Annotated in this window: 26 protein-coding genes, 1 pseudogene and 1 riboswitch; of the genes and pseudogenes, 6 read left to right on the plus strand and 21 right to left on the minus strand. The window is 46.0% G+C overall.

Annotated features, from left to right (window positions below):
• Positions 1–313: 313 nt before the first annotated feature.
• Entirely contained in the window at positions 314–1,438 is a 1,125-nt protein-coding gene (locus QFZ80_RS31010; RefSeq protein ID WP_307562551.1) for an HD-GYP domain-containing protein, read from the plus strand.
• A 54-nt stretch (positions 1,439–1,492) separates the two neighbouring features.
• Entirely contained in the window at positions 1,493–2,149 is a 657-nt protein-coding gene (locus tag QFZ80_RS31015; protein ID WP_307562552.1) for a Crp/Fnr family transcriptional regulator, read from the plus strand.
• A gap of 21 nt (positions 2,150–2,170) precedes the next feature.
• Here QFZ80_RS31015 and mutY read toward each other — a convergent pair whose 3' ends face one another.
• Positions 2,171–3,295: an A/G-specific adenine glycosylase gene (gene mutY, locus QFZ80_RS31020; RefSeq protein ID WP_307562553.1), complete on the minus strand. Its 1,125-nt coding sequence runs from the start codon at positions 3,293–3,295 to the stop codon at positions 2,171–2,173.
• A gap of 99 nt (positions 3,296–3,394) precedes the next feature.
• Between mutY and QFZ80_RS31025 the strand changes: the two genes are divergently transcribed.
• Both QFZ80_RS31025 and QFZ80_RS31030 read left to right on the plus strand, forming a co-directional pair.
• Positions 3,395–4,060: a hypothetical protein gene (locus QFZ80_RS31025; RefSeq protein WP_307562554.1), complete on the plus strand. Its 666-nt coding sequence runs from the start codon at positions 3,395–3,397 to the stop codon at positions 4,058–4,060.
• 243 nt (positions 4,061–4,303) lie between these two features.
• Entirely contained in the window at positions 4,304–4,636 is a 333-nt protein-coding gene (locus tag QFZ80_RS31030) for a c-type cytochrome (RefSeq protein WP_307551770.1), read from the plus strand.
• Positions 4,637–4,644: 8 nt separating this feature from the next.
• On the opposite strand, the gene acpS is transcribed toward QFZ80_RS31030, so the two are convergent.
• Complete coding sequence (acpS, locus tag QFZ80_RS31035) at positions 4,645–5,025, minus strand: holo-ACP synthase (RefSeq protein ID WP_307562555.1); 381 nt, start codon at positions 5,023–5,025, stop codon at positions 4,645–4,647.
• A 217-nt stretch (positions 5,026–5,242) separates the two neighbouring features.
• Between acpS and QFZ80_RS31040 the strand changes: the two genes are divergently transcribed.
• Positions 5,243–6,220, plus strand: coding sequence for an aldo/keto reductase (locus tag QFZ80_RS31040; protein ID WP_307562556.1), 978 nt, complete (start codon positions 5,243–5,245; stop codon positions 6,218–6,220).
• Positions 6,221–6,290: 70 nt separating this feature from the next.
• Here QFZ80_RS31040 and nadE read toward each other — a convergent pair whose 3' ends face one another.
• The 14 genes from nadE to QFZ80_RS31110 all read right to left on the minus strand — a co-directional run bounded on the left by nadE (position 6,291) and on the right by QFZ80_RS31110 (position 19,927).
• The gene (gene nadE / locus QFZ80_RS31045) at positions 6,291–7,100 is read right to left on the minus strand and encodes an ammonia-dependent NAD(+) synthetase (protein ID WP_307551768.1); all 810 of its coding nucleotides are present in this window, start codon (positions 7,098–7,100) and stop codon (positions 6,291–6,293) included.
• 172 nt (positions 7,101–7,272) lie between these two features.
• The gene (locus tag QFZ80_RS31050) at positions 7,273–7,710 is read right to left on the minus strand and encodes a BrxA/BrxB family bacilliredoxin (protein WP_307562557.1); all 438 of its coding nucleotides are present in this window, start codon (positions 7,708–7,710) and stop codon (positions 7,273–7,275) included.
• A gap of 121 nt (positions 7,711–7,831) precedes the next feature.
• On the minus strand, positions 7,832–8,239 hold the full coding sequence (locus QFZ80_RS31055; protein ID WP_373460211.1) for a DUF3905 domain-containing protein: 408 nt from the start codon (positions 8,237–8,239) through the stop codon (positions 7,832–7,834).
• A complete protein-coding gene (locus QFZ80_RS31060; RefSeq protein ID WP_307562558.1) occupies positions 8,236–9,123 on the minus strand; it encodes a prolipoprotein diacylglyceryl transferase family protein in 888 nt (295 codons plus the stop codon). Before QFZ80_RS31060 ends, QFZ80_RS31055 begins: the two co-directional genes overlap by 4 nt.
• Positions 9,124–9,360: 237 nt before the next feature.
• Positions 9,361–10,347, minus strand: a complete 987-nt coding sequence (locus tag QFZ80_RS31065; RefSeq protein WP_307562559.1) for a substrate-binding domain-containing protein — start codon at positions 10,345–10,347, stop codon at positions 9,361–9,363.
• Positions 10,344–12,140 carry a cache domain-containing sensor histidine kinase gene (locus QFZ80_RS31070; protein WP_307551763.1) on the minus strand — a complete coding sequence of 599 codons (1,797 nt, stop codon included), beginning with the start codon at positions 12,138–12,140 and terminating at the stop codon, positions 10,344–10,346. The genes QFZ80_RS31065 and QFZ80_RS31070 overlap by 4 nt, the downstream gene beginning before the upstream one ends.
• A complete protein-coding gene (locus QFZ80_RS31075) occupies positions 12,137–13,753 on the minus strand; it encodes a response regulator (RefSeq protein WP_307562561.1) in 1,617 nt (538 codons plus the stop codon). The genes QFZ80_RS31070 and QFZ80_RS31075 overlap by 4 nt, the downstream gene beginning before the upstream one ends.
• 106 nt (positions 13,754–13,859) lie before the next feature.
• Positions 13,860–14,834: an ABC transporter substrate-binding protein gene (locus tag QFZ80_RS31080; protein WP_307555894.1), complete on the minus strand. Its 975-nt coding sequence runs from the start codon at positions 14,832–14,834 to the stop codon at positions 13,860–13,862.
• A 119-nt stretch (positions 14,835–14,953) separates the two neighbouring features.
• Complete coding sequence (locus tag QFZ80_RS31085; RefSeq protein WP_307562562.1) at positions 14,954–15,958, minus strand: ABC transporter permease; 1,005 nt, start codon at positions 15,956–15,958, stop codon at positions 14,954–14,956.
• A 20-nt stretch (positions 15,959–15,978) separates the two neighbouring features.
• On the minus strand, positions 15,979–17,481 hold the full coding sequence (locus tag QFZ80_RS31090; protein ID WP_307562565.1) for a sugar ABC transporter ATP-binding protein: 1,503 nt from the start codon (positions 17,479–17,481) through the stop codon (positions 15,979–15,981).
• 295 nt (positions 17,482–17,776) lie between these two features.
• Positions 17,777–18,463, minus strand: coding sequence for a PspA/IM30 family protein (locus QFZ80_RS31095; protein WP_307562567.1), 687 nt, complete (start codon positions 18,461–18,463; stop codon positions 17,777–17,779).
• 3 nt (positions 18,464–18,466) lie between these two features.
• Positions 18,467–18,922 carry a PspC domain-containing protein gene (locus QFZ80_RS31100; protein WP_307562569.1) on the minus strand — a complete coding sequence of 152 codons (456 nt, stop codon included), beginning with the start codon at positions 18,920–18,922 and terminating at the stop codon, positions 18,467–18,469.
• 2 nt (positions 18,923–18,924) lie between these two features.
• A complete protein-coding gene (locus tag QFZ80_RS31105) occupies positions 18,925–19,587 on the minus strand; it encodes a PspA/IM30 family protein (protein ID WP_307562571.1) in 663 nt (220 codons plus the stop codon).
• 43 nt (positions 19,588–19,630) lie between these two features.
• A complete protein-coding gene (locus QFZ80_RS31110; protein WP_307562573.1) occupies positions 19,631–19,927 on the minus strand; it encodes a LiaF transmembrane domain-containing protein in 297 nt (98 codons plus the stop codon).
• A gap of 247 nt (positions 19,928–20,174) precedes the next feature.
• Between QFZ80_RS31110 and QFZ80_RS31115 the strand changes: the two genes are divergently transcribed.
• The gene (locus QFZ80_RS31115; protein ID WP_307562575.1) at positions 20,175–21,302 is read left to right on the plus strand and encodes a metallophosphoesterase family protein; all 1,128 of its coding nucleotides are present in this window, start codon (positions 20,175–20,177) and stop codon (positions 21,300–21,302) included.
• Between the two features lie 69 nt (positions 21,303–21,371).
• Here QFZ80_RS31115 and QFZ80_RS31120 read toward each other — a convergent pair whose 3' ends face one another.
• The 5 genes and pseudogenes from QFZ80_RS31120 to QFZ80_RS31135 all read right to left on the minus strand — a co-directional run bounded on the left by QFZ80_RS31120 (position 21,372) and on the right by QFZ80_RS31135 (position 23,575).
• Positions 21,372–21,776: a hypothetical protein gene (locus tag QFZ80_RS31120; protein ID WP_307562576.1), complete on the minus strand. Its 405-nt coding sequence runs from the start codon at positions 21,774–21,776 to the stop codon at positions 21,372–21,374.
• Between the two features lie 19 nt (positions 21,777–21,795).
• A complete protein-coding gene (locus QFZ80_RS31125; protein WP_373460446.1) occupies positions 21,796–22,497 on the minus strand; it encodes a DUF6612 family protein in 702 nt (233 codons plus the stop codon).
• A pseudogene (locus QFZ80_RS39215) lies at positions 22,489–22,575 on the minus strand (stalk domain-containing protein); the annotation flags it as partial. The gene QFZ80_RS31125 and the pseudogene QFZ80_RS39215, both read right to left, overlap by 9 nt.
• 208 nt (positions 22,576–22,783) lie before the next feature.
• Positions 22,784–23,296, minus strand: coding sequence for a hypothetical protein (locus QFZ80_RS31130; protein ID WP_307562580.1), 513 nt, complete (start codon positions 23,294–23,296; stop codon positions 22,784–22,786).
• A gap of 36 nt (positions 23,297–23,332) precedes the next feature.
• Positions 23,333–23,575, minus strand: a complete 243-nt coding sequence (locus QFZ80_RS31135) for a hypothetical protein (RefSeq protein ID WP_060646862.1) — start codon at positions 23,573–23,575, stop codon at positions 23,333–23,335.
• A 46-nt stretch (positions 23,576–23,621) separates the two neighbouring features.
• Positions 23,622–23,716: riboswitch (cyclic di-GMP riboswitch) on the minus strand.
• Between the last annotated feature and the right edge of the window lie 184 nt (positions 23,717–23,900).

Below are 23,900 nucleotides of genomic sequence, written 5' to 3' on the forward strand. Positions count from 1 at the left end.
CCCTATTTTTTTACGATTTTATCACATTAAAGCAAGTTGTATAAATAAAAAAGGATTTTTAATTTTTTTAATAATGACTTACACGGCAAATGAGATAAAAAGAGAGCTTAATCTATAAAACTTCATCAAACCTTTATTAAACCTTTGCCGAAATTTTACCCTGAATCTGTTACCTTTTTCACAGAATTCCTTTCATTAGATATGCCATAATGATCATCGTAGTACCAAAATACAATTCATTGCGATTATTTCATGAGTCCTAGGTCTCATTTTTATAATTGTGCTTAATGAAAGTGAAAGTAGGAATTTAACTATGCGAATTATTCCAACCATGATGTGTCAGCCGGGGATGCGGCTAGGTAAGGCAATTTTCACCGAGGAAGGTCAGGTGCTTGTGGGTTATCAGGTGGAACTCACGTTTTCGATGCTGAAAAAGCTCAGCCAGATAGGTATCGATCATTTATATATTGAGGATCCGCGAACCCATGACGTTCAAATTGAAGATCCCATACAGGAAGATACAAGACTGCTTCTTCGCACTTCGCTTGGCAAGATATTTGAAAGATTCAGCCCCACATCAAGCTTTAGCTCAACGTATCCAACACGCAGCACCACACCACTCAGTAAACTTTTCCTTGAAGGCATGTCTCGCGTCATCGATGATCTTCAGTACCACCGACACGAAGCCGTCATGTTAACTACTCTTAATATGGTGCCTGCCACGAATATGGAGCAGCATTTTTGCCAGAATGCTATGAATGTATGCATCTATGCGACTAAACTGGCTATGCAGCAAGGTACTTATTCACGAGATGAGCTCATGACTATTGGGCTCGGCGCTCTCCTGCACGATGTTGGGAGTGTGCAAATTCCACTACAGCTGCTGCAGAAACAAGCAAGCCTAACACCAAATGAATACCTGGAAATACAAAAACATTCGCTCTATGGCTTCCAAATGTTAAAAGATGAAGCTGGCATCCCTCTTCTGTCCGCACAGTGTGCTCTGCAGCATCACGAACGAATAGACGGCAGCGGATATCCGTTCAACTTGAAAGGGAATCAGATTCATCCTTACGCCCGCTTGATTGGTTTGCTGGACTCGTACGACGCCATGATTCACAATCGTAACTACCGCAAGGCCATCCCCCCACATCATGCGCTTGAAGCTCTTTACGCAAACGCCGGAAAGCTGTACGATATAGACATGGTCAAGCTGTTCCGCAATAACGTCGCAATCTACCCACTAGGCCTCGGTGTTTCCCTGAATACAGGTGAATCCGGCATCGTCTCCCGCTTAAACACCCACAGTATGCAGCGCCCCATTGTCCGTATACTTAGAACTGCTTCAGGAATTGAGCTTAAAGAGCCCTACGAGATTGATTTATCAAGAGCCTTGAATGTGATGATTGCAGAAATCGGAGAACAGCTGGTCGTTTAATATGGCCGAAATGAGATGAATGCCTGATGAAAACAATCGTTTCTTTACTTCGAAATGTCCCCTTGTTTCAAGAGTCTTTCGGAAGAAGATTTACAGACAATTGCTCCTTTATTCATAGAAAAAAAAGCAAAAAAGGGCGGAATTCTTTTTCTCGAGGGTGATGAAGGTGAGGAATTATTTCTTATTAAATCAGGTGTCGTGAAAATATATCGCTTGGATGAAGCCAAGGAAATTATTCTAGCTTTGTTTCGTGATGGGGATTTTTTCGGTGAAATGTCCTTGATAGGCAGCGGTCATACTCGGTCCGCAACCGCTGAAACAATGGAGTCTTGTACACTCTATATCCTCAAACGTACGGTATTCACTCAGTTCATGGAGAAGAGCCCTAAACTATGTTTAAAGCTCCTAGAGACCACGATGGGACGACTGCGTCTGGCCAATGATCAAATCTATGACCTTACGTTCTTAGGGGTTCGCTCTCGTATCATGAAGACCATTATCCGTCTATCCGAGCAGCATGGTATCCCTACACCGGAAGGTCTTCTGATTAATGTAAAACTTACACATCAGCAGCTAGCTAACATGGTAGGCACTGTGCGGGAGTCCGTAACCAAGGTGCTGCAAGAGCTCCTCGATGACGAGCTTATACAAATTGATAAAAAGTTAATCACATTAAGAAATGTGGATGCCATTAAGAACGAGATTCGATAAAAAAAGAGAAAACCGAGGAAATTACTCCTCGTTTCTCTCCTGCCACTCTTTCATAATCCGTATAAAAACGTTCGGAAAAGCGTATTGATCGAGCTCTTCCGGGCCTACCCAGCGATAATGAAAAGGGATCCATTCTCCCCCGTGACTTGAGCGGTTCACGTTACTTAGCTTAGCACGGTATACTTTCATTTTCCAAACGATATGACTGAAAATATGTTCAGTATCCATGAACCAATCGGTAGGTTGGATACTGATTTGTTCCTGATCCACAAGGGCTTGACGGAGCTCACTCCTATTAACCTCATCTGAATTCCACCCCTCAGACTTCCAGGCCACATGCGGCAGCTCCCACATACGAGCTAGCAACCCCTCTTGAGGGCGCTGCCTAATCAACCATTTCCCTTCGTTCTCACCCGTACCTTCTATTAATGCCACTGCACGCAGTTCTGGACGCGGGGGTTTGGCTTTCTTTTTGATAGGCAGGGCTTCTTCCATACCAGCTTCCCGCGCGGAGCAATGCGCCATAACAGGGCATGTTAAACAGTGCGGTGAACGAGGCGTACATACCATAGCCCCAAGCTCCATCAATGCTTGATTGAAATCACTTGCCGTACCTTCCAGGATGAGTTCGCGTGCCAGCTTCTCCATTTTGGTCCGTGTTGCGGGCTTCATAATATCTTCTTCAATTAGAAAATAGCGCGAAAGGACTCGCATAACATTGCCGTCCACAGCAGGTTCAGGTTTATTATAGGCGATGCTGAGGATCGCTCCTGATGTGTATGGACCGACGCCTTTGAGCGAGGAAATCTCCTCTTTATTTTGGGGGACGATACCGTCATAGCGCTCGTGAACTTCTCTGACAGCCGTTTGAAGATTTCTTGCACGCGAGTAATAGCCGAGCCCTTCCCACGCTTTGAGCACGTTCTCCTCTGGTGCAGTTGCCAATGCTTCAACAGTTGGAAATTGCTCGACGAATCGATGGAAATACGGAATCACCGTATCCACCCGGGTTTGCTGCAGCATGACTTCGGAAATCCATATATAATAAGGGTTTTTGCTTCTTCGCCATGGTAAATCCCGTTTATGCGTTTGGTACCAATCCAATAGATTTTTGGAAAAATAATCTTTCTTTTCTTCGCTGTACATGAGCTCTCCTTCTCTATGGGGCACGTTCCAGTTATAATGAATGAATGGACATGTTTCCATTATACGAGAAGTGTGGAACATAAAACTAGAGGTGAATGTATGCAAAACTCAAAACAAACAGATCTGGCAAATACGAATCGGCAGGACTTGGAGAATAACAAGAGGCAGGATTTGGAGAATAAAAGAAAAGCCTGGATCGGTCAAGCTAACGCATTAATCCCGCTTCTGTTCATTTGGGGCGCGGAATGGATGTTCAGCGCGCTTGTCGATGTTGCGATCTATTGGCGCGACTTGGATTGGCTGAAGCAGGCGGCTTTTATAACGGCGGTTGTGGCCAGCTTGGTTCAGATATGGAGCCTGCGTAAGGAATTTAGCGCTGACTCTGCTGAAGGTGCACGTGAAAGATCAGCTGGCTCGGGTGGACATGCAGGCGCAAGGTCAAGTGCTGGTGAGCGTGACTGGGGACATCCAGCGCTTCTGGTGCTGCCTGGAGCGATGCTCATTGCAGCCGTTGCTCTGCTCGAGGCCATTGGCGCTGTCAGCCCGCTCTTCGCGCCAGTGCTGCGAGCGTTCATTCTCGCCATCGGGTTCGTGCAGGTTGGACTCCTGCTAGGTAAACCGCTTGTTTACCTTGGCTTGTGGCTGTTCGCCCTGTCTGCGCTGATGGGCGTGTGGTATTTAGGTTACTCCGGTGTTGTACTGGAAGGAATGGGCGGCATTAGCCTTATTCTAAGCGGGTATATGCTGCGCATTTGGGGACGGTAAGTGGGATAAGCAAAAAAGCAGAAATGATGTAAAATGCGAATCAAATTCTGGCTTAGCTAAGATCGTTTGAATTAACCCCAGCATAGGAGGAAGCTCGCTATGGAACAAAGCAAAAAGGCTTGCGATCGCGCAAGCCTGAACAAATATCGGATGCCGGAGGATAAGCAATCCGGCCTAGCACCCAGACCGCCGCTGCACGCAGTACGGCGGTCTAGATGGATCGGCGCGCTCGTTATTGCGCCGATGGTTCTAGTGCTGGCCGCGTGCGGCGGTGGTACTTCGGGTGGCAGCGCCACCACGAAGACACCGGCAGCAACCGCGGCAGCCGAGAGCAACCCTGCGTTCGTGAAGGCGCAGGAGCTCTTCACAACGAACAAGTGCATCAGCTGCCACGGCGTTGATCTTGCTGGCAAAGTCGGCCCTAAGACGAATTTGCAAAAGGTCGGCAGCAGACTGAGCAGCGAGCAAATCGCGAATAAGATCAAGAATGGCGGAGGCGGCATGCCAGTCTATAAAACCACGATTTCCGAAGAAGAAATCGGGCTTCTAGCCGAGTGGCTCCATTCGAAGAAGTAGTCGCCGCTTTAGAGCTTCTCCACGATTGCGTAGGCGGCAGCCATCGATTCCGTATGTGTAATGCTAATATGGATGCGGTGGTTGCCTATTAAGCCTGCCCGCAGCAGCGCTGCCTCGTTCACACGGCATACCGGTTTGCCTAATTCATCCGGAAGCACCTCGACGTCTTGAAAGCCAATTTGCTTGCCAATTCCGCAGCCAATCGCTTTAACAATGGCCTCCTTAGCTGCAAACCGGCCTGAAGCAAACTCAGCGAGTCGACCTCGCCGTCTCTGCGCCAGCTCTCTCTCCTGTGGCGTCAGAATTCGCTCCAGAAATCTTTCGCCCGTAGAACCCTCTAGCATTTTGCGAAGCCGTGCAATTTCAACTAAATCCGTTTCCGACCCCAATAATCATAGACATCTGAGCCCCACTTTTCTTGCAGCGTTGTGCGTACAATTTACATGATTCCTAGCTCGCGGTCAAGGGGAGGAAGGGCTTATCTGTACTTGTCCCTCCCCCCCATGCTTACTTCGAGGTAAGTAAGTTACACTATTTTCAGTTCTTCTGCCGAGCCTTGACTAGGGTTATACTGGGTATAGATTTAAAAGCTGGGAGGCCAACATAATGAGAATCATGCCACTTGAGAAACGTGGAATATCGAACAGCAGAATCGTTTTTGGATGTATGGGAATTGGCGGGGAATGGAATTCGACTCCTTATACAAAGGAAGATTACATCATCGCTGAGAAAGCTGTAGAAGCTGCATTGTCGATAGGCATTACGATGTTCGATCATGCTGATATTTATAAAAGAGGTAAATCCGAGTCTATTTTCGGAGAAATCCTCAAAAAAAGACCCGATCTGCGCGACCAAATCATTCTTCAATCCAAATGTGGGATTCGCTTTCAGGACGATGTAAATCCACAGCGTTTTGACTTTAGCAAAGGCCACATCCTGAGTTCGGTTGATGGCATTCTTCAGCGCCTTGGTGTGGAACATTTGGATGTCCTACTTCTTCATCGTCCAGATCCGCTCATGGAACCGGAAGAGATCGCAGAAGCGTTCAACCAATTGAGATCAGCTGGAAAAGTGCGTCATTTCGGCGTATCCAACATGACTTCCGCTCAAATGCGTTTCATTCAAAATTCCCTTCCAGAGCCGCTTGTAGTTAACCAACTGGAGATGAGCTTAGCACGCTTAGACTGGGTTGAGCAAGGCATCTTGGTCAACCAAAAGGCTGGCGTTGGCATCAATTTCGCCGATGGTATTCTCGAGCATTGCCAAATGGCAGACATCCAAATTCAAGCTTGGGGACCTCTTGCTCAAGGTAAATTCTCCGGCAGAGTTGTGGAGGATGCACCGGATACGATCAAAAATACAGCTGCACTCGTACAAAAAATGGCCAATGAGAAAGAATCGACGCCAGAATCCATCGTACTGGGCTGGTTAATGAAACACCCAGCTCGTATTCAGCCGGTTATCGGCACATCTTCTGCAGAGCGCGTTCTAGCTTGCCAAGATGCTGTACGAATTTCCGAAATTATGACTCGCGAAGAGTGGTACACTCTCCTCGAAAGCTCCCGCGGGACTCGCATGCCATAGGTTTACTTATATTCACGACAACACCCCCCGACCTCTTTGGCCGGGGGGTGTTGTTATGTCTCTGTAGAGCCTAAATACCCGGAATCGGGATTCGTTTATGTTCCGTTTTCAAATATTGCTTCTCCAGCTTCTCCTGTACAGCAGCATCAATTTGCTTGCCTTCGAGGTAGTCACTGTTATCTCCGTATGTAATACCCAGCTCGTTCTCGTCCGTTTGGCCGTCCCAGAGTCCAGCTGACGGAGCTTTAACCAGCACGCTTTGCGGTACGCCAAGCTTCGAGGCAAGTGAACGCACTTGACGCTTGTTCAGCGTGCTCAGCGGCGTAATGTCAACTGCACCGTCGCCATATTTGGTGAAGAAGCCAGTTATTGCTTCAGATGCATGGTCTGTCCCTACAACGATCAGTCCCAGTTCAAAAGCAAGCGCATACTGCATAACCATGCGTGTCCGCGCTTTGATGTTGCCTTTACCGCCTCGGCTCACATGCTGGTGGACGCCGATATGCTTGAGACCATACTCGACTTCAATAGCGATTTCGTCGACAGCTTCTTCAATATTATTCTCGATTTGATATTTCAAATCGAAGGCTTTGGCTACTGCGTAGCTGTCCTCGATATCTACTTGCTGACCGTATGGCTGAAACACACCGACGGTTTTGTACTCTTTGCCCTTTTCGGCCGTCAGCTCGTCCGTCGCTTGCTTGCATAAACCCGTAGCTACAGCACTATCGATGCCGCCGCTGATGGCAATCAGCAGGCCGTTTGCATTCGCACCCAGCACATAGTTTTTCAGAAAGTCCACACGTTTGCGGATTTCTTCATCCACATCAATCTCCGGCTTAACGCCGAGCTTTGCGATAATTTCCGTTTGCAAACTCATGCATCTCTCCACCTTTTCTATAGTTTGAAACCATTCATTCTTTAAGCATTAGTATAGACTTTCATTCCTGAAATTTCAAAGGAAAATCCATCGGTCAGGAGTCCAAAAAAGAAAAGGCCACCTTTGCAACTACGGCAAGGTGGACCCTATTCTGTATAATTAATGCTATTTATTATTTGCAGAATTCATTGAAGGCATTAATTAAGTCGCCAGCAATCATATCTGCGGAGCGGTCTTCGATTTGGTGACGTTGAATGAAGTGTGCAAGTTCACCATTCTTGAATAATGCGATGGAAGGGGATGATGGCGGGTATGGCGCCAAGAATTCACGCACTTTCGCTGTTGCATCCTTCTCTTGTCCAGCGAACACGGTGTATGTGTACGTTGGCAATGTATCGTTTTGAAGTGCTTTGGCCACACCTGGACGACATTGGCCGGCTGCGCAACCACAAACGGAATTAACGACTAACAGCATCGTACCATCCTTCGATTTTTCAATCGCTTCTTCTACTTGCTCTGGTGTAAGAAGCTCTGTAATACCCAGACGAGTCAAATCTTCTCTCATCGGTTTAACCATATCTTTCATGTAAGAATCAAAAGACATTGCCATATGTGCCACCCCTTAGGATTTATTAGTTACTCTCAAAACGTAATCGTTATTAGTTATATTATACATCCGATAGCCGTGAAAGCAAAGTCCAATGTCTCAAATAGAAATAAAGCGAAAGCTTTTACGCTTCCGCTTCATCTTCCTTCTTCGTTGTCGATTCCTTGTACGGATCGTAGGAAACATCTTTATCCGGGTGCATAAAGATACCGCTTTGCGGCACGATGCCTTTTTCAAAATAATCTCGATTCTCGGCACTTTGGAACCCAATATCCTTAAAAGGATGAACCCATTCGTCTCCAGCCATGACCTCTGGGTCAGTCTCCACCGTCCAATTCATAAGCGGTGAATTATCGGATTCATAATCATGATCGCCGATAACAACGCCATGCTCATTCACAAAAGCTTCTCGCGGGCCGCGCCCCTGCTCAAATTGAGGGAGAAATTCAATCTCGAATGGATCCAGATCGCTTTGATTTTGATTGCTCTGGTCCTGAGCTGATTTGGCCATCTTATTCTTGTCTGGACTCATGTGGAAGGTCGGTTTGGACCGTCCAGTTTCTTATCAACGAAGCCCTCTTTCCCTGCTGGTTTTGCGGACTTCTCGCGCTCTAGGTTTTGCTGTTCTTGCTGGACTTGCGTCTTGGAATCGTTTTGACTCAATTCACTCAGCTCCTTTCTGCTAGTATTATGTGTCAAAACGGGGAGAAGCATTCCAATGATAAGCATGAATAGAAACAATAACTGCGCTGAACTGAGATACAGCAGAGTTGGTTTAGCAGCAGCAAAAAAGCTGGCCAGCATCCCTGCCGCGCCCCCAAACAACAGCGAATATTTTAGCAATACGACTTGTCCAAGCATCTTCTTACGCAGCTCAATCAAATGCTGCCAGATAAGCAGCGGCACAAGAAGCAGCGAAAAATAAGCGTGATAAGGATGGAAACGAGATACCGTACCTTCGACTCCAATGCCCCAAGGTACTGTTGTAGGCAGTCCATATGCGGGAATCAGTACGCAGTATAAAAACGCAGCAGCGGTTATTCCCAGCGCGAAAACATCCAGTACAAGTAAGAGTGGAATTCGATTTTTACGAATTTGATAGTACATATAGATACAAGCAATCAGCATACCTAATGCAATCTCCGTGCCCGAGCCAGACACCATAAGCAGCTTCAACGGATTGTTCCACAATAGGGATGGCTGCGTCACAATGACCCCTAGCTTCCAGGTCAACAAAACGATAACGGCACCGTTAAAAATAAGATCCTCAATAGGCTTGGCAGTTACGGTATGGGTATGATTCAACAAACGCTGCGATACCCTGCGGATTAACCATAGTCCCAAAGCACACGCCAGCAGCAGCGCTAGTAATCTTCCTTGCAGTTGAAACGGTCCAATCTGTAACACATCAGGCATAGATAACGCCAGCCTCTCTCTTTCGACTATCTTTATCGTAGTCAAAGTAAGAGTCAACTGCAACTATTAAAGTTCCAAAAATTGAAACGCGAATGAGGATTCCTTTGCTTTCGACATTAAAATCCACTATTTCCCGGGAAATTTGTAGAAGTGGTGTATTCTTCGTCTAAATAACACGAAGAAGCTCCCCACAAGGAGGAGCTTCTTGATAAAACAGATCGGCTAGACGCAACTCTACTATTTCTCAACGAATGGAAACAGCAGCTTTTGGTTTTCTCTGGTGTACATATTTTCTTTTGTGATAACCTCCGAGCCAGTATCTATGGATGCTTTAACTTTTTCTCCATTATAAACCTGAAGCGCTGTTTTCACCGCTAAATATCCCATGTTAAAAGGTTTTTGCACAATGGTTGCTTGCAGGATCCCCGCTTCCAGAAAAGCTATTTCATTCATCGAGCTGTCGAAGCCGACCAGCTTAATGCTATGCTCAGGATCAAGCTCTTTCAACGCCCGCGCAGCCCCTATCGTAGAAACTTCATTCAATCCGAAAATGCCGCGAATATCCGAATGTTCGGCAAGGAGCTTTTTCGTTTGTTCATATGCCTTGTCCTCATAACCGTTACTATATAATGTGTCTAAAATCTGTACAGAAGGATCATTCTTCAAGTTGTCTCGCACCCCGTTTTCCCTATCTAACTGGGTCGTGGAAGTTTTAACAAAGCTGACGATCGCATACTTAGCAGGTCCCTGAACGTAGCGTCTCATCGTTTCCACTGCTTTGCGCCCTGCTTCATAGTTATCCGTTGCAATGAAACTGGTTGAAATGCCGCCTTCAAGACCGGAATCCACAGTAATTAGCGTAATGCCGGAGCTGATTATTCTTTGAGCAACAGGCACCAACCGGTTATAATCCGTTGCCGCCAAAATGATGGCTTTCGGCTTCAATGCGATCGCCTCTTCCACCAACTTTATCTGCTCGTCGATGTCTGATTCGGACGGCGTACCCATCACTTTCACCTCTGTATTGTACTCTTTGGCCGCCGCAGTCACTCCTTGATTCAAAACCCGCCAAAATTCCACATGAGGGTCAATCGTCTTGGGAATGAGGATAATCGACCTGTCCTTTGCCTCCATGCCTTTTGACACGATGAGATACGCAGTCGTCATGAGCAGGACGATTATGATTGCAATCGCTACGTAGCTTGCTCTAATTTTCAACCTCACACCTCATTCTCACTATCGTTATGGATTGGGGGTATTGCCGGAATACGTACGGTTACCGTCGTGCCCTCTTCCAGCTCACTCTCAAATTGCAATCCGTACAGCTCCCCGAAATAAAGCTGGATGCGGTGATTCACGTTGTGCAAGCCGAAACCTTTGCCTGACTCCGTTTGACGTGTCTTGAGCATCAACGTTTTCAATTTCTCCTCGCTCATTCCCACACCGTTATCCATGACCTTGAGCTCAATATCTCCTTCGATCCTACGTCCCGTGATTCGTATATGACCGCGGTCCGGTAGATGCTTCATTCCATGGTAGATGGCATTTTCAACCAAGGGCTGCAAAATTATTTTCAATATTCGACAGCTGAGAATGTCCGATTCCACTTCGACTGCGTACGTAAATTTATTCCGATAACGGATGTTCTGAATCGTCAAATAGTTCTGAATGTGTTCCAGCTCAACCGCAATTGGAATGAGTTCTTCCCCTTTGCTAATGCTCGAACGAAGCAGTTTGGACAAGGCCGAAGTCATTGTAACCACTTCATCCACTTTGCCCATTTCGGCCATCCAAATGATAGAATCCAGTGTATTGTACAGAAAATGGGGCTGAATCTGCGCCTGCAGCGCCTTCAGCTCACTGATTCGTTTGACTTCCTGATCTTTCAAAGTTTGGTTCATGAGCTCTTTGATTTTGCTGATCATTAGATTGAAGGTACGTGATAGTTTACTGATCTCATTCGCACCCTCTACATCGACGCGAATGTCGAAGTTGCCTTTTTCCACCTGCTTCATATGCACTTCCAGTTGTTTAATCGGCTTGGTTAGAGTGACCGATAGCAAAATGGAAATCGCTAAGGCAATGATTAACGAGATGCCTCCCCACATCGCAGAAGTTAGCTGCATGTCCTTCTTATTTCCGCTTAGATCCCCAGCGTAGGTAACCCCAACAATTTTCCAGCCAAATTTCGTTGTACGGACGGTGTAGATTTTGCTTTGCTCTTTTTCTTGCGTATGGAAGGTGCTGTCCTTTGCCTGCAAAAGAGTAGGAATATCCTCTGATTTCAGCCCTGAGTAGATAAGCTGCTGCTGCGGATGATAAATCAGATCGCCTGCTTGGTCGAGTATGAACACATACCCTCTTTGCCCCAGTTGAATTTGGTTGCATAGATCATTAATGACGTTATAATTCAGATCGACCAATAGAACACCGCTTGCCGCTCCAGGCAACGGATTTGGCATTTGTTTACTGATCGATACGACCCATTTGTACTCATCCTTATATATGTGTTGAATGTGTGAGGGAGAAATGGCCACGTCGTCATTGTTTCTACTAGCCTTGCTGTACCATTCTTGCGTAATTAACTCGGCATATGATTTGAAATTTGCATCCATGCGTTCCGATACGACGGCACCATTGGAGCCCGCAAATACGATGGAAGCGATATCATTCCGTGAAGCAACAATGGCATGAAAATAACTGCTGATCTGACTCGCTAGCTGCACCCCCTCTGTTCCCTCCGGGTTTTTCAACGCCAAGTATCGTTTCAGATCGGCATTGCTCAGGGATAGAGCAGATATACTCTCCATGTTGCCGATGTAAGTTTGGATATTTTTGTTTACTTGCTCGATAAGCTGCTTGGTATATTCCAATGAAGTATCCGTAACGGCCACCGTAGAGAGGCGGTAAGCGCTGTAGCTTAGGATGATGGTTGTGCAAAGAATTAAGCATGAAAACGCCAGGGCAATCTTCGTATGGATGCTTTTGAATTGAATAGGACGCCGCCAACTTCTCATAGGCTCATCTGACCTTTGTGCGCTGCTCGGAATTCTTTGGGGGTCATGCCTGTATTTCTTTTGAAAATAACGCTGAAATATTGTGGGTCACTGTAGCCAACCTTAGCAGCCAACTCATAGGTTTTCAGCTGCGAAGCAGCGAGCATTTCTTTGGCTTTATCCAAACGGTATCGGGTCACGTACTCGACGAAAGTCTCGCCGGTATGCGGTTTGAACAAAGCGCTGAAGTAGCTCATGCTCATATAAATATGATTGCACACCTGCTGAAGCGAGAGCTGTTCGTCCGCATAATGTGCATGAATGTAGGCGACCGCGGCTTCCATCTGAGCTTGAGACACCGTGGTTCGTTTCTCAGCCAGCAAGTCCACGAGCGCTAGACAAATTCCCTCTAGCCAGAGCCGCACATCATCTAAGGTTTTCCTGGCATATAACTCCATGAAAGAATGATCGCCGAGCACCGCAGCTTCTTCGAAACCGGTCTCCACCAACACGTTCATTAAAGCGACGAGCAGTTTATTCAGTTTTCCGTAGCATTTATCCATCGAGCAGGTGCCCTTCTTCATTTCATTGATCCAATCCTGCAGCGTAAGCGTTACGATCATCTTTTCACCTGTTTTAATAGCGGAAATCACTATCTTCTCCATATGGATGTAACTCAGATTGTCCTGGCTGCTCCCAAATTCCATATCCCCAATTGAAATGATTCGGTTCTTCCCAAGCAAAAAGCGGTAATCCAGCGCAGAAAGTGCTTCTTGAAATGCTTTTGGCAGGTCTGGCAGATCGCTGCAAGTGCGCCCAATTCCCATCGTTACCGTCATGCTCAAATATTTCTCGATGCTGTACCTTACATGTTCGGCAAGCGTTTGACAGGTCAATTCGATCCTTTCCGGATCGCCAGAGAGCAGTGCGACAAGCTTATCATCACGCGTTCGAAATACGATGCCACCTTGCTCCTTCTCCATGATTTCATGAAAAATGTTGTAGGCCGCAAAGCGTAACAGCTCCTCCTCAGCTACTTGGTCATTGTAGAACTCACGGTGAAACTCATCAATATCAAGAGCAAGTACCGTAAAACTAGGACCTCTCATAGAAAGTCCAAACATCTGGAACTTGCGATCAATTTCATCTCTTCTCATGCAGGAAGTAACTAACCGTTCAAGAAATCGCTCTCGAAGAAGCGGCATGCTCTCGTTAAACTGATGACGGAGAAAGGTGACATCTTCCCTCTGTATACGCTCTTCATCCAGTTCTAACCTTAACTTATGAAGAAATTCGGTAAACTCTACGGAGTTGATCGGTTTCAGCAAATAATCTTTGACCTTGAGTTTGATCGCCTGCTTCGCATAATCGAAATCCTCGTAACCGGTTACAATAATAACTTTAACATCCCGGTAATTCGCGGCAATTAGCTCTGTCAGTTGAAGGCCGTCCATGAACGGCATGCAAATATCTGTAATAACGGCATCAGGCTGCAGAGTCTCCAGCGCCTCATAGGCATCTCTGCCATTATCGAAATCTCCAACCAGTTGGAAGCCGCAGGCCTCCCAATTCGTCTTCCGCTTGATGCCTTCTCTGACTTCATCTTCATCGTCTATCATGATGATTTTGTACATTATGGGTCACCTCTGGCGAAATCGAATTAAGCTCTATGTGTATTGTACACAGCAGGTTCATAAAATAACAATAGAGGCTGCCCATAATGGCACAGCCTCTTTTTTCCTATTCGTAGAGCAGCGGCTTGATGTCAGCAGCATCAATGTTCGTTTTGTCGTACCAGTGGAAGCCTGTATCGATCGATTTAGGAACAGTCTCACCTTTAATCGATTGGACCGCTGCTTTCACTGACCAGTAGCCGATGCCGATCGGATCTTGTGTAATGGCACCAGCCATCTTGCCGCTCCGGATCGCATCCATTTGCTGCTTGCCGGAATCGTAGCCGACGACGGTGATTTTGCCGTCTTTTTTCAGCTCTGTCACGGCATTGATAACACCGATTGCGGATCCCTCGTTTGCGCCGAAGAAGCCTTTAATACTCGGATGAGCTTGGATAATTGCTTTGGCCAAATCTGTGGACTTGAGTTGATCACCTCCGCCGTACTGCGTATCAACAATTTTGATTTTCGGATATTTCTCTTTAATCCGATTCGTGAAGCCATCCCGGCGATCAATGCCCGTACGGCTCGTTTGGTCATGTACGACAAGGGCGATCTCACCCTCGTTTCCGATGAGCGCTGCCATTTTGTCTGCTGCCAACGCGGCGGCAGCTTTGTTATCGGTGGCGGCCGTCGTCACCGGAATGTCGCTGTCGACTCCGGAGTCAAAGCCGATGACGGGGATTTTGCCTGCTTTTGCCTTCTCTAACAGTGGAGTAGCAGCTTTGCTGTCCAACGCGGCGAAAGCGATGGCTGCTGGCTTTTTGCCTAGTGCTGCCTGCAGCATTTCAATTTGCTTATCCACTTGTGTCTCCGTTTCCGGACCTTCAAAGGTAATTTCTACATTAAATTCTTTGGCGGCTTTCTCAGCCCCTTGTTTGACAGCTTGCCAGAATTGGTGCTGGAAGCCTTTTGAGATGACCGGAATATAAATTTTATCCGATTTGGCCGCCGCTGGCGCCGCTGTTGATGCTGCTGGCGCAGCCGTTGTCGCCGCTGTTTTCGTATCTGTCGTTTTGGAACCGCATGCCCCTAAAACCATCGTCGTTACCAATAAAAGGGATGAAACTACCGCAAATCTCTTATTCCGTGTATGCAATCTTGATCTCCCCTTACGTTTAATTTGTTGTATGTGACTCCGACTTGGAGTGAATACCGACTTTATTTTTTTCGACGTCGCATCATATCAGCGTAGACCGCTAGTACAACGACAACACCTACAATAACCGTCTGCCATTCTTGTTTAACAGATAAGATACGCAGCCCGTTCGTGAGTACGCTCATGATAAGGGCACCGATGACGGTTCCGAGAATGGATCCTTTGCCTCCGCTTAAAGAAGTGCCGCCGATGACCACTGCAGCGATCGCTTCCAACTCATAGCCAGAGCCGAGCGCGGGCTGAGCGGAATTGAGGCGGGAGGCCATCATAATGCCGGCGATACCGCTGAACACGCCAGTCAACGAGTAGATGACAATTTTCCAATAGTCTACATTAACGCCAGAAAGCCTCGTTGATTCTTCATTGCTTCCTAGGGCAAAGTTATAGCGTCCAATGATCGTCCTCGATAAAATAATGCTGGCAATGATGGCAGCGCCGAAGAAGACGAGAATGGCGTTCGGAATTTCGAAGCCAGGAATGATTGAATTAAGAATGGACCCCATCGAAATCTGCGAGAATGCCGGCGTATCGTTAAAATAGATCGGCTTCGTCCCAGAGATGACGAGAGAAAGTCCTTTGGTCACCATCATCATAGCTAGTGTTGCAATGAATGGCGGAATTTTCATCTTCGCAACGAGAAGCCCGCTGATGAGACCGCAAATGGCTCCGGTGGCAATGCCCCCGATAATACCAAGCGGCATTGGTAAATCCCAGGTTGTGATAATAACTCCCGCCATCACCGACGAGAATGTCATCACGGTTCCAACGGACAGATCAATACCAGAAGTGATGATAACGAACGTTGAACCTAGAGCAAGCACGCCGATAACGGCTGTTGAGAGCATAATAGCTACAAAGTTATTGAATTGAAAGAAATTACTGGAAGACAACGAGAAGATGATAACTAGCATAATCAAGCTGGCGAATGCAAGCAGCTTCTGTGCAGCGCCATTTTGACTCGACATCGTGGGCACTATTTTTTTACGTACAAGCCATGTTGACATCATGATTCCTCCTAAGACATCCGCTAACTGATTCGCATCGTGGCATATTTCATAATCGCTTCCTGGGTGGCGTCCTGCTGACGCAGCTCGCCGGTAATTCGCCCTTCGCACATGACCATGATGCGATGGCTCATGCGTAATATTTCGGGCAGTTCGGATGATATCATAATGATCGATTTCCCCTGTGCGGCTAGCTCATCCAGCAGCTTATAAATCTCCGTCTTCGCGCCAACATCGATACCTCGCGTGGGCTCATCGAAGATGAGAATATCGCAGTCCCGCAGCAGCCATTTACCGATAACGACCTTCTGTTGATTGCCGCCTGAAAGAAATTTAACTTGCTGATGAATGCTCGGCGTCTTAATTTGAAGCGCTTCCACATAGTGGGAGGCTGACTGTTCAATTTTGCCGTCATGCATCCACCCGAACAGACGTCTCGCTTTGCGGTAAGAGGCAACGGCGATATTCGTCTTCACGTCCATATCCACCATGAGCCCATAACGTTTACGATCCTCGGATAAATAACCGATTCCATGCTTCACGGCATCATGCGGGGCTTTGATCTGGACCTTATGCCCGTGGATGCGTATGTCGCCTGAGTCAATTGCATCTGCGCCGAAAATGGCCCTCGCCACTTCGGTACGACCGGCTCCCATAAGACCTGCGAAGCCAAGAATCTCACCTTTTGCCAAATGAAAGGAGACGTCTTTCACCGAAGAACCGCGGTTCAAATTCGTAACTTCGAACACTCTTGTCTCTGAAGCCTCGACGGCAATCTGCTGCGTACTGACATAGAGTTCGCGACCAACCATCATCGCAATGATCTGATCGATGGTCGTATCTTTCGTCTGTACCGTATCGATATAACGACCGTCACGCATGACGGTGATGCGATCGGTAATTCGCTTCAACTCTTCCATCCGGTGGGAAATATAGACGATGCCCACCCCACGCCCACGCAGCTGTTCAATGATCCGAAACAGCTCTTCGATTTCCGCGTTAGTGAGTGCCGCCGTTGGCTCATCCATGATGAGCACTTCGGATTGAAACGACAAAGCCTTAGCAATTTCCACCATTTGCTGCTTGGCCACTGTTAGCTCCGACACCTTCGTCCGCGGATCGAGCTGGAGATTCATTTCGCTCAGCAGTTGCTGTGCCTGATCGTTCAGCTTCCTATCATCGACGAACAGCTTGATTCCCTTCCTCGGCTCGCGCCCAATAAATATATTTTGGGCTATCGTCAAGTCCGGCATTAAGTTTAGCTCTTGATGAATCATCGAGATGCCAAGCTGCTGAGCTGCTCTCGTATTGGGAATGTTCACTTCCTTGCCTTTTAGGATGATTCTGCCTTCATCTTTCTGGTAGACACCCGTGGCGATTTTCATTAACGTGGATTTTCCGGCGCCGTTCTCGCCAACAAGCGCATGCACTTCACCGGCTGCCAACTCCAGACGACATTGATGGAGGGCGTGCACACCAGGAAAATGCTTCTCAATTCCTTCCATCCGGACTAGAGCTTCACTCATGACCTCACCTCGTATTTCGTTTTAACATTTCGTGCTTATGTGCTTATTCTATCTGCAATTGGCCGAAATAAGAGTGGATAAATCTCTTCAAAAAAGTTGAAAATCTTATGATTTTGAAAACCATAAACGATCAGAAACAAAAAAGCTTGTTCCAAATAGTGTTGTATTTTGTGCAACACTATGCAGCCAAATCCGTGTGATACCCGCTAACCTCCCCACCCTCTCTAACCCTCTAGGCCCATGGTACACAAAAAAGCCCCTCACAAGGAGGGGCATCTCAATAAAGCACTGTTCGTTACTCGGCTTCTTTAACGTTTAATTTCTCTTTCAGCAGATTCAACTGCTCATCAACTTTCGCTTGTTTTGCAACATCAACGGGTGTGTAGCTGCCTACTGAACCAGCTGGTACGTAAGGCTTGCGGGCGATTTCCGCTTCAACTTCCAGTTGGATAATTTTCTCTTCCATACGTTGGAAGCCGCGGGATGCGTTACCGCTCTCGATGACGCCATTGTAGGATACTTGTGCCATTTGTTTTTTGGCTTTAGCCAGTTGAGCGCGGGACACAAGCTCGTTACGTTTGTTACGCAGTTTGTAGAACTCGTCTTTCATTTCGTGCAACTGCTGTGTTAGCTCATCAGCATGTGCTTTGGAAGCGGCATATAGATCTGTGAGCTCAACAATTTTATCTTCGTGATACAATTTTTCTTCAACAGCTTGGCGAGCGATAGCCTCTTGGCCATTTTTGATTGCTGCGGAAGCCTTAGCTTCACGGTCAGCCACGAGACGAACGGACTCTTCCAAACGCTGCTTCAGCTTGCGCTCATTGGCGATTTGTCTAGCAACGGTAACTTCAGCTTGCGCGATTTCTTGCTCCATATCCCGCAAATATTGATTCAACATAACGATCGGATCCTCAATTTTATCCAATACCTCGTGAATGGATGCTTTTGTCATATCTTTCATTCTTGTAAATACTCCCATGGTTTACACGTCTCCTTTTTTAATATCAATTGGTTGTTGTTCGAAGCGAGCGACTTTGGCTTTCAATTCTTCTACTTCTCTTTGCAGAGCTTTCTTTTCGATGTCTTTCATCATCTCATCGATGTTGTTGGTTTTCCCTGCGTCGTATGGAGCATTGTAGCCCGTATGTTGTGGCGCATGGGTTGGGTGCGGCTTGTGAGCGTTCCAAGCCCCGCCATTATAGCCTTGACGGCCATATGAGCTGGCATAGGGATCAAATGGAGGCTGATCGTACCCAGGTTCCTTCGGAATGACAAGTGCAGCTACAAAGTAGATGAAAATGACCGTTCCACCGGTGAAGATTGTGGTGATAACCACTAACAAACGTAATAGCGTTGCATCTACATTCATGGCCTCGGCGAGTCCGCCGCATAGGCCAGTAACTTTCTTATCTCTTCGTGAGCGATATAATTTGCTCATGATTATTTGGCTCCCTCCTGCTGCAGTCTGTTTCTAAGAGCTTCCATTTCAGCATCTACTGCCGGGTTGCCCCCGCTGTAGTAGCTTTCGCGCCCCATTCGTCTTACATCGCGGAGCGTTCTGGCATGAAGCTCCATATCGGATACGCGCTCTTCCAAGCGACCGAACATCCGTGGTGTTGCATCCTGCGCCACACTGCTGCGAGCGTGTAGTCTTTGCTGCAACCGAGCGGACTCCATTCGCGCTAAGTAGTAGCTGCGTTTGTCTGCCACTTCTTTGTAATCGGCTTTGAACTGCTGCAGCTCTTCATCCAGATCAAGGATGGACTGCTTCGCTTGCTCGTACAATTCATGATACTGCTCGCTTTTCTCTTCGGCTTGCAGCTTCTCTTGAAGCACGATCCTTGCCATATGTTCTTCGCCGGCCTTCAGAGCAAGCAGCGCTTGATGCTCGCGCTTCTCTTTGGTTTCCAGCGCCGTCAGATATTGCTGACGGAGGGACGCTGCATGGCTGACGCATTGCTGATACAGTCTCTCGGACTGTTGAAGCTGCTCACGCTGCGCTGCTAAGTACTGGTCAATCAAGCGGACCGGGTCTTCCGATCGCTCCAGATGTTCATTCAGTGTTGCTACGGTAATGTCTCTCATTCGCCTAAATAGGCTCATCTCTCATACCACCTTTTTCACTCTCTGTATTCGTTTCATTCCATTACGCGGTTCTACGTGTCAACATCGAAATTCCGTAACCAATCAACCCAATCGCCAGAAGAATAATAACCCAGCCTGCTAATTTACTAATCAGGATGATACCGCCGATTCCAGCGATTACCCACCCGATTTTACTGCCGTTCTGTATGCCTACATAACCAAGGCCAACCATTCCTATTGGAATCAAGTATCCCATCACCGAGCCAATAAAGGGTCCCATGTGAATGCCAAGCTTATTTAACAGAATCAGTGCACCGAATGCGATTAGCAGAGCGGCTAAGCCCGTATTTCTTTTCATCGTTTCGTCACCGCCTTTCGTTGTTTGCTGTGTTGTTTGCTGTGCTCTTGTTCATGTCTTTATTTTAGGTAAAAACGAAGCTTTCCAAAACGGACTAACGACGGTATTTGTTCCTAGACCTTAGTCGGGGCGCATCTAAGACCTGTGTCAGTCAAAAACAGTGTTTATACGACAGACATATTGGTTAAATACTTAACAAACTTGGTAACCCGCGCTTTTATCCTGGGAAAAGGAAGGTTTTACTTATATGAAACAACGATTACAAACGTTAACTATACGCATCCTGTTATCCGCTTTATTCCTTCTATTACTCCCTACCTATGCTTGGGAAGCAACGGCGATAGCGCCTGTTTCGAAATCATTTATGGCGGATATTCTTAGTAAAGAGCCACTGCCTATGGTAAAACTTTTTCGTACCATTCCTAAAAAAACATCCACAGCAAGTAATGAACCACTCTTTTCTTTTTCCGTTCTGAGCGACGTACATGTGGGTGCAGAAGACGAAGATTCACAAAAGCGCTTCCGTGTGGCTTTAGCCGATCATCGCCTCATTCGACCTGACAGCAAACTTATGGTACTCAATGGTGACCTCAGCAATGGTAACGAAGAGGATAATCGGAGTCTAGTCGGCATTATGAGCGAACAAACCTTACCTCCCGTTCATGCTACGATGGGTAATCATGAGTATTATGGGATGTGGCAAACGGAGAATGGCGGTCAGGATACCAGCAAGCTGAATCCGAAATGGACAAGCCAAAAAGCAATTGACCTATTCCATCAGATGTTTAACTATGAAAAGCCCTACCATAAGCTCGTCATGGAGGACTATCACTTTCTATTTCTTGGTGGTGAATTCTATCGCGATGTGGATCCTAACGTGAAAGAGGATGCCTATTTATCCACTGAACAACTTACTTGGTTTCAGGAAAAATTGAAGGCAGCTGCGGCTGCAGCGCCGGACAAGCCTATCTTCGTGTTTCTGCATCAACCACTCGTTCATACCGTGGACGGCTCGGATCAAGAGCTTGGGGTTGTACAGCATGAAGAGCTTAGGGCGATTGTGAATGCATATCCGAATATTGTGTTCTTCAGTGGACATACCCACTGGAATTTGGAGACGACTAAGCAGATAAAACAGTTGGAGTTCCTAGCCGTATCCAGCGCCTCAGTACAGGAAATATGGAATGCAAATAATGAGCCTGAAGGCAGCGCGGCTAGCCAGAGCATCGTTGTGGACGTTTATATGGACCGTATCGTGATTCAGGGGCGTGAGCATTCGGAGAAGAGGTGGATTGAGCCGGCATTTGTGAAGCGTTATGGGGGGAATAATAAAGGCATCCAAGCGATTATGGTCGGACAACGCAATAAAAGCTAAGTCTAGCCGAGAGGCAATCTTAGCTTTTTTGCACATCTAATTGAGAATAGATCGCCTATTAATTAATTATCACTTTTCCCATTGGATTTTTGCACCAATTAAGCAAAGTGGCACGATAAGTAATTCACTAAAGAAATCATATAATATCTTATAGTCAATTAATTTAAACATCTCTATTATGGTTCCAAAAAGATTAAAAAGGAAAATAATAATTCCTGTAATCAGAGCATCTCTTATTCGGGCCTGTTTTGAATTTAATGAAGCAGCATAACCTGCAGTAAGTGCAGATAAGTACCATACCGCCTCTTCCGTAATGAGATCAATTTCCTTAAATGTTTGCGTTTCAAAATCATTCATGTCATTAATCCCTACAAATAATAAGGCCAATAGAAGGGGAAATGCGAAAAGGCAGACTATATAGATGAATAAGCCTATAGAAATGGCTTTGATATTCGCATCTCTTATAAATATCATTTTTGTTCCACCTCTTCTTTTACAGCCCTTCCGGAACAGGAATACTCTGAATCTTATTTAGTTGGTTATAAGAAACGATAACCGTGCTTTTAATATCCCGCGGTTCACAATCATCAAGATCCATAATATCAAAAACAATCTCTAGTCGAACCGGAAGCGATGTTTCCCCATCAACCAGAAGCTTAAAAGTCATCTGACGAACCGAAAGTTCTTCTTCAGCAGGTTTATCTGGATCCGAGAAAAAGTCTAGAGCATAAGACTTCCAATTCTCACCGGAGCCACCGATTTGCAGCACCTTACCTTCAGGAGTTGATTCAATCCGAATAGGTTCAGGCGATGATAAAAATCCTTTTAATACCTGCTGCGGGTCGAATGTATCGTGCGGAAAGATCGTAGATGCGGATTCATTGTTTTTAGACCACTTATTATTTAATAAGGTGTACAACGTATCATTGGCAGTATAATACCTTCTAGAAATCGGATCTCCGAATATGGAGGCGGTCCGTTCACCCGAAATTATCATCTGCGGCATTCTTATAACGTTGGCATCCAAACCCGTATCCAGCCCCATCTTAAATCCTTCATTTCCGACAAGAATAGAGCTTTTGACTTTCATCGAGTAGCTCTGAAGCTTATCTGCATTTTCCAAACCATGCTTGATAATCTTTGTCGCCTGTTCCGCTTGCTCCTTGTTGTTCGATTCCTGAGTCCCGATCCAGATGGTCTGCGTCTCCTCATTCCAACCAACTTCCTTCCCGAGCGATTCACTAACAAATCGTAAAGGAACATACGTCAAATTCTCGTATACGAAGACCTTCCCTCATCCGATTTCTTTTCCACGCCATCAAACATAATTTTTATATTTCGAAAAAAAACATCGACCTTGGAACTACCCTCAGCGTAGGCAGAGCCTCCTACCACAAAGAAAATACAAATGAATATTCATGCGATGATGCCAGAGAAAAAAGATTTCATACGATCTCCTATCTTCAATAAACGATTTCATTTTAATCTACAACTAGAATATCTTGATCATCCAATTGGTCTTCAATATTGTCTGCTGACAGCCATTCATAATAAGTAAGGCCAAGCTTCCCAGCTAACCTATAGGCTGGTGGTTGATCAAATGTATATCCTTTTAAATCAAATAAAGAATCAATGCCCTCAATAGTGTTACCTTGCTTGAGAATCAGTTCTATTATTAAATCAAGATCATAGACGTTCTTTTCAATTTGGAGATCATCTGTCCAGTCACATTTATACTCAAATACCGTGTCATCTTTGTTGTAAATGACTAATTCCCAGCCATGATCTTGATAGTATCTATAATGAACCAGCAGTCCTGGATTCCAATCCAATATGGACGCCGTAACATTCCGTCCTCTGTACGGAACAACAAAAGTTACCCAACCATTAACCTCATTAAATACGTAACCTTTATTCTCTGAATGTTTAATCAAATCCACCGCTGATTCTCGCTTTTGCGTATATAAATGGAAACTTTCACTGAATTCGCTCATGCTGCCGCTCCTCTTTTATCAAGATTGAGACAATTTTTATGAAGCAAAAAAAGTTTTATCCGGAAAACCGTCTCCCTCTGCATAACATCTTGCAATAGCAGAAGCAGCCTTCATGAACATATGGTCTTTGGTAGTACCTGGAACTCTCTCTAGCTGCCGAAATTCTTCATGAACTAAATTAAATTCAATTTCACCCAAACTTTCTTCTGTTGGACCAAATTTGTAAATGACCTTTTCGGCATCGTCGAACACTTTAATAAGCATAAGATATGTTGCCATTATGGGACCCTCCTTTCTTTTTTGGCAATAAAAAAACAAGCCTCTAAAGAGTAACCCGGCTATCGTCCCATGACATGTGACTCATGGCTTAGACCCGTGGCTTTGCGTCTCCACCTTTCGATGGATTTGCCTTTGTTCATTATTGCTTGATATTAGGTGTGTTTCACTCATTATTGCTAGTCGTAAAGAACTAACTATTTCCATGGTATTCCATAAAATAATGAAATTCAACATATTTCTACAAAAAAATAGGTACTCCGTACACAATGTGTGTGATTTCACACAAAAAAGGCCAACCAGAGTACTGGTTGACCTAAGAGAACAA

Origin of the sequence: Paenibacillus sp. V4I7 (genome assembly GCF_030817275.1) — a bacterium.
Taxonomy (GTDB): domain Bacteria; phylum Bacillota; class Bacilli; order Paenibacillales; family NBRC-103111; genus Paenibacillus_E.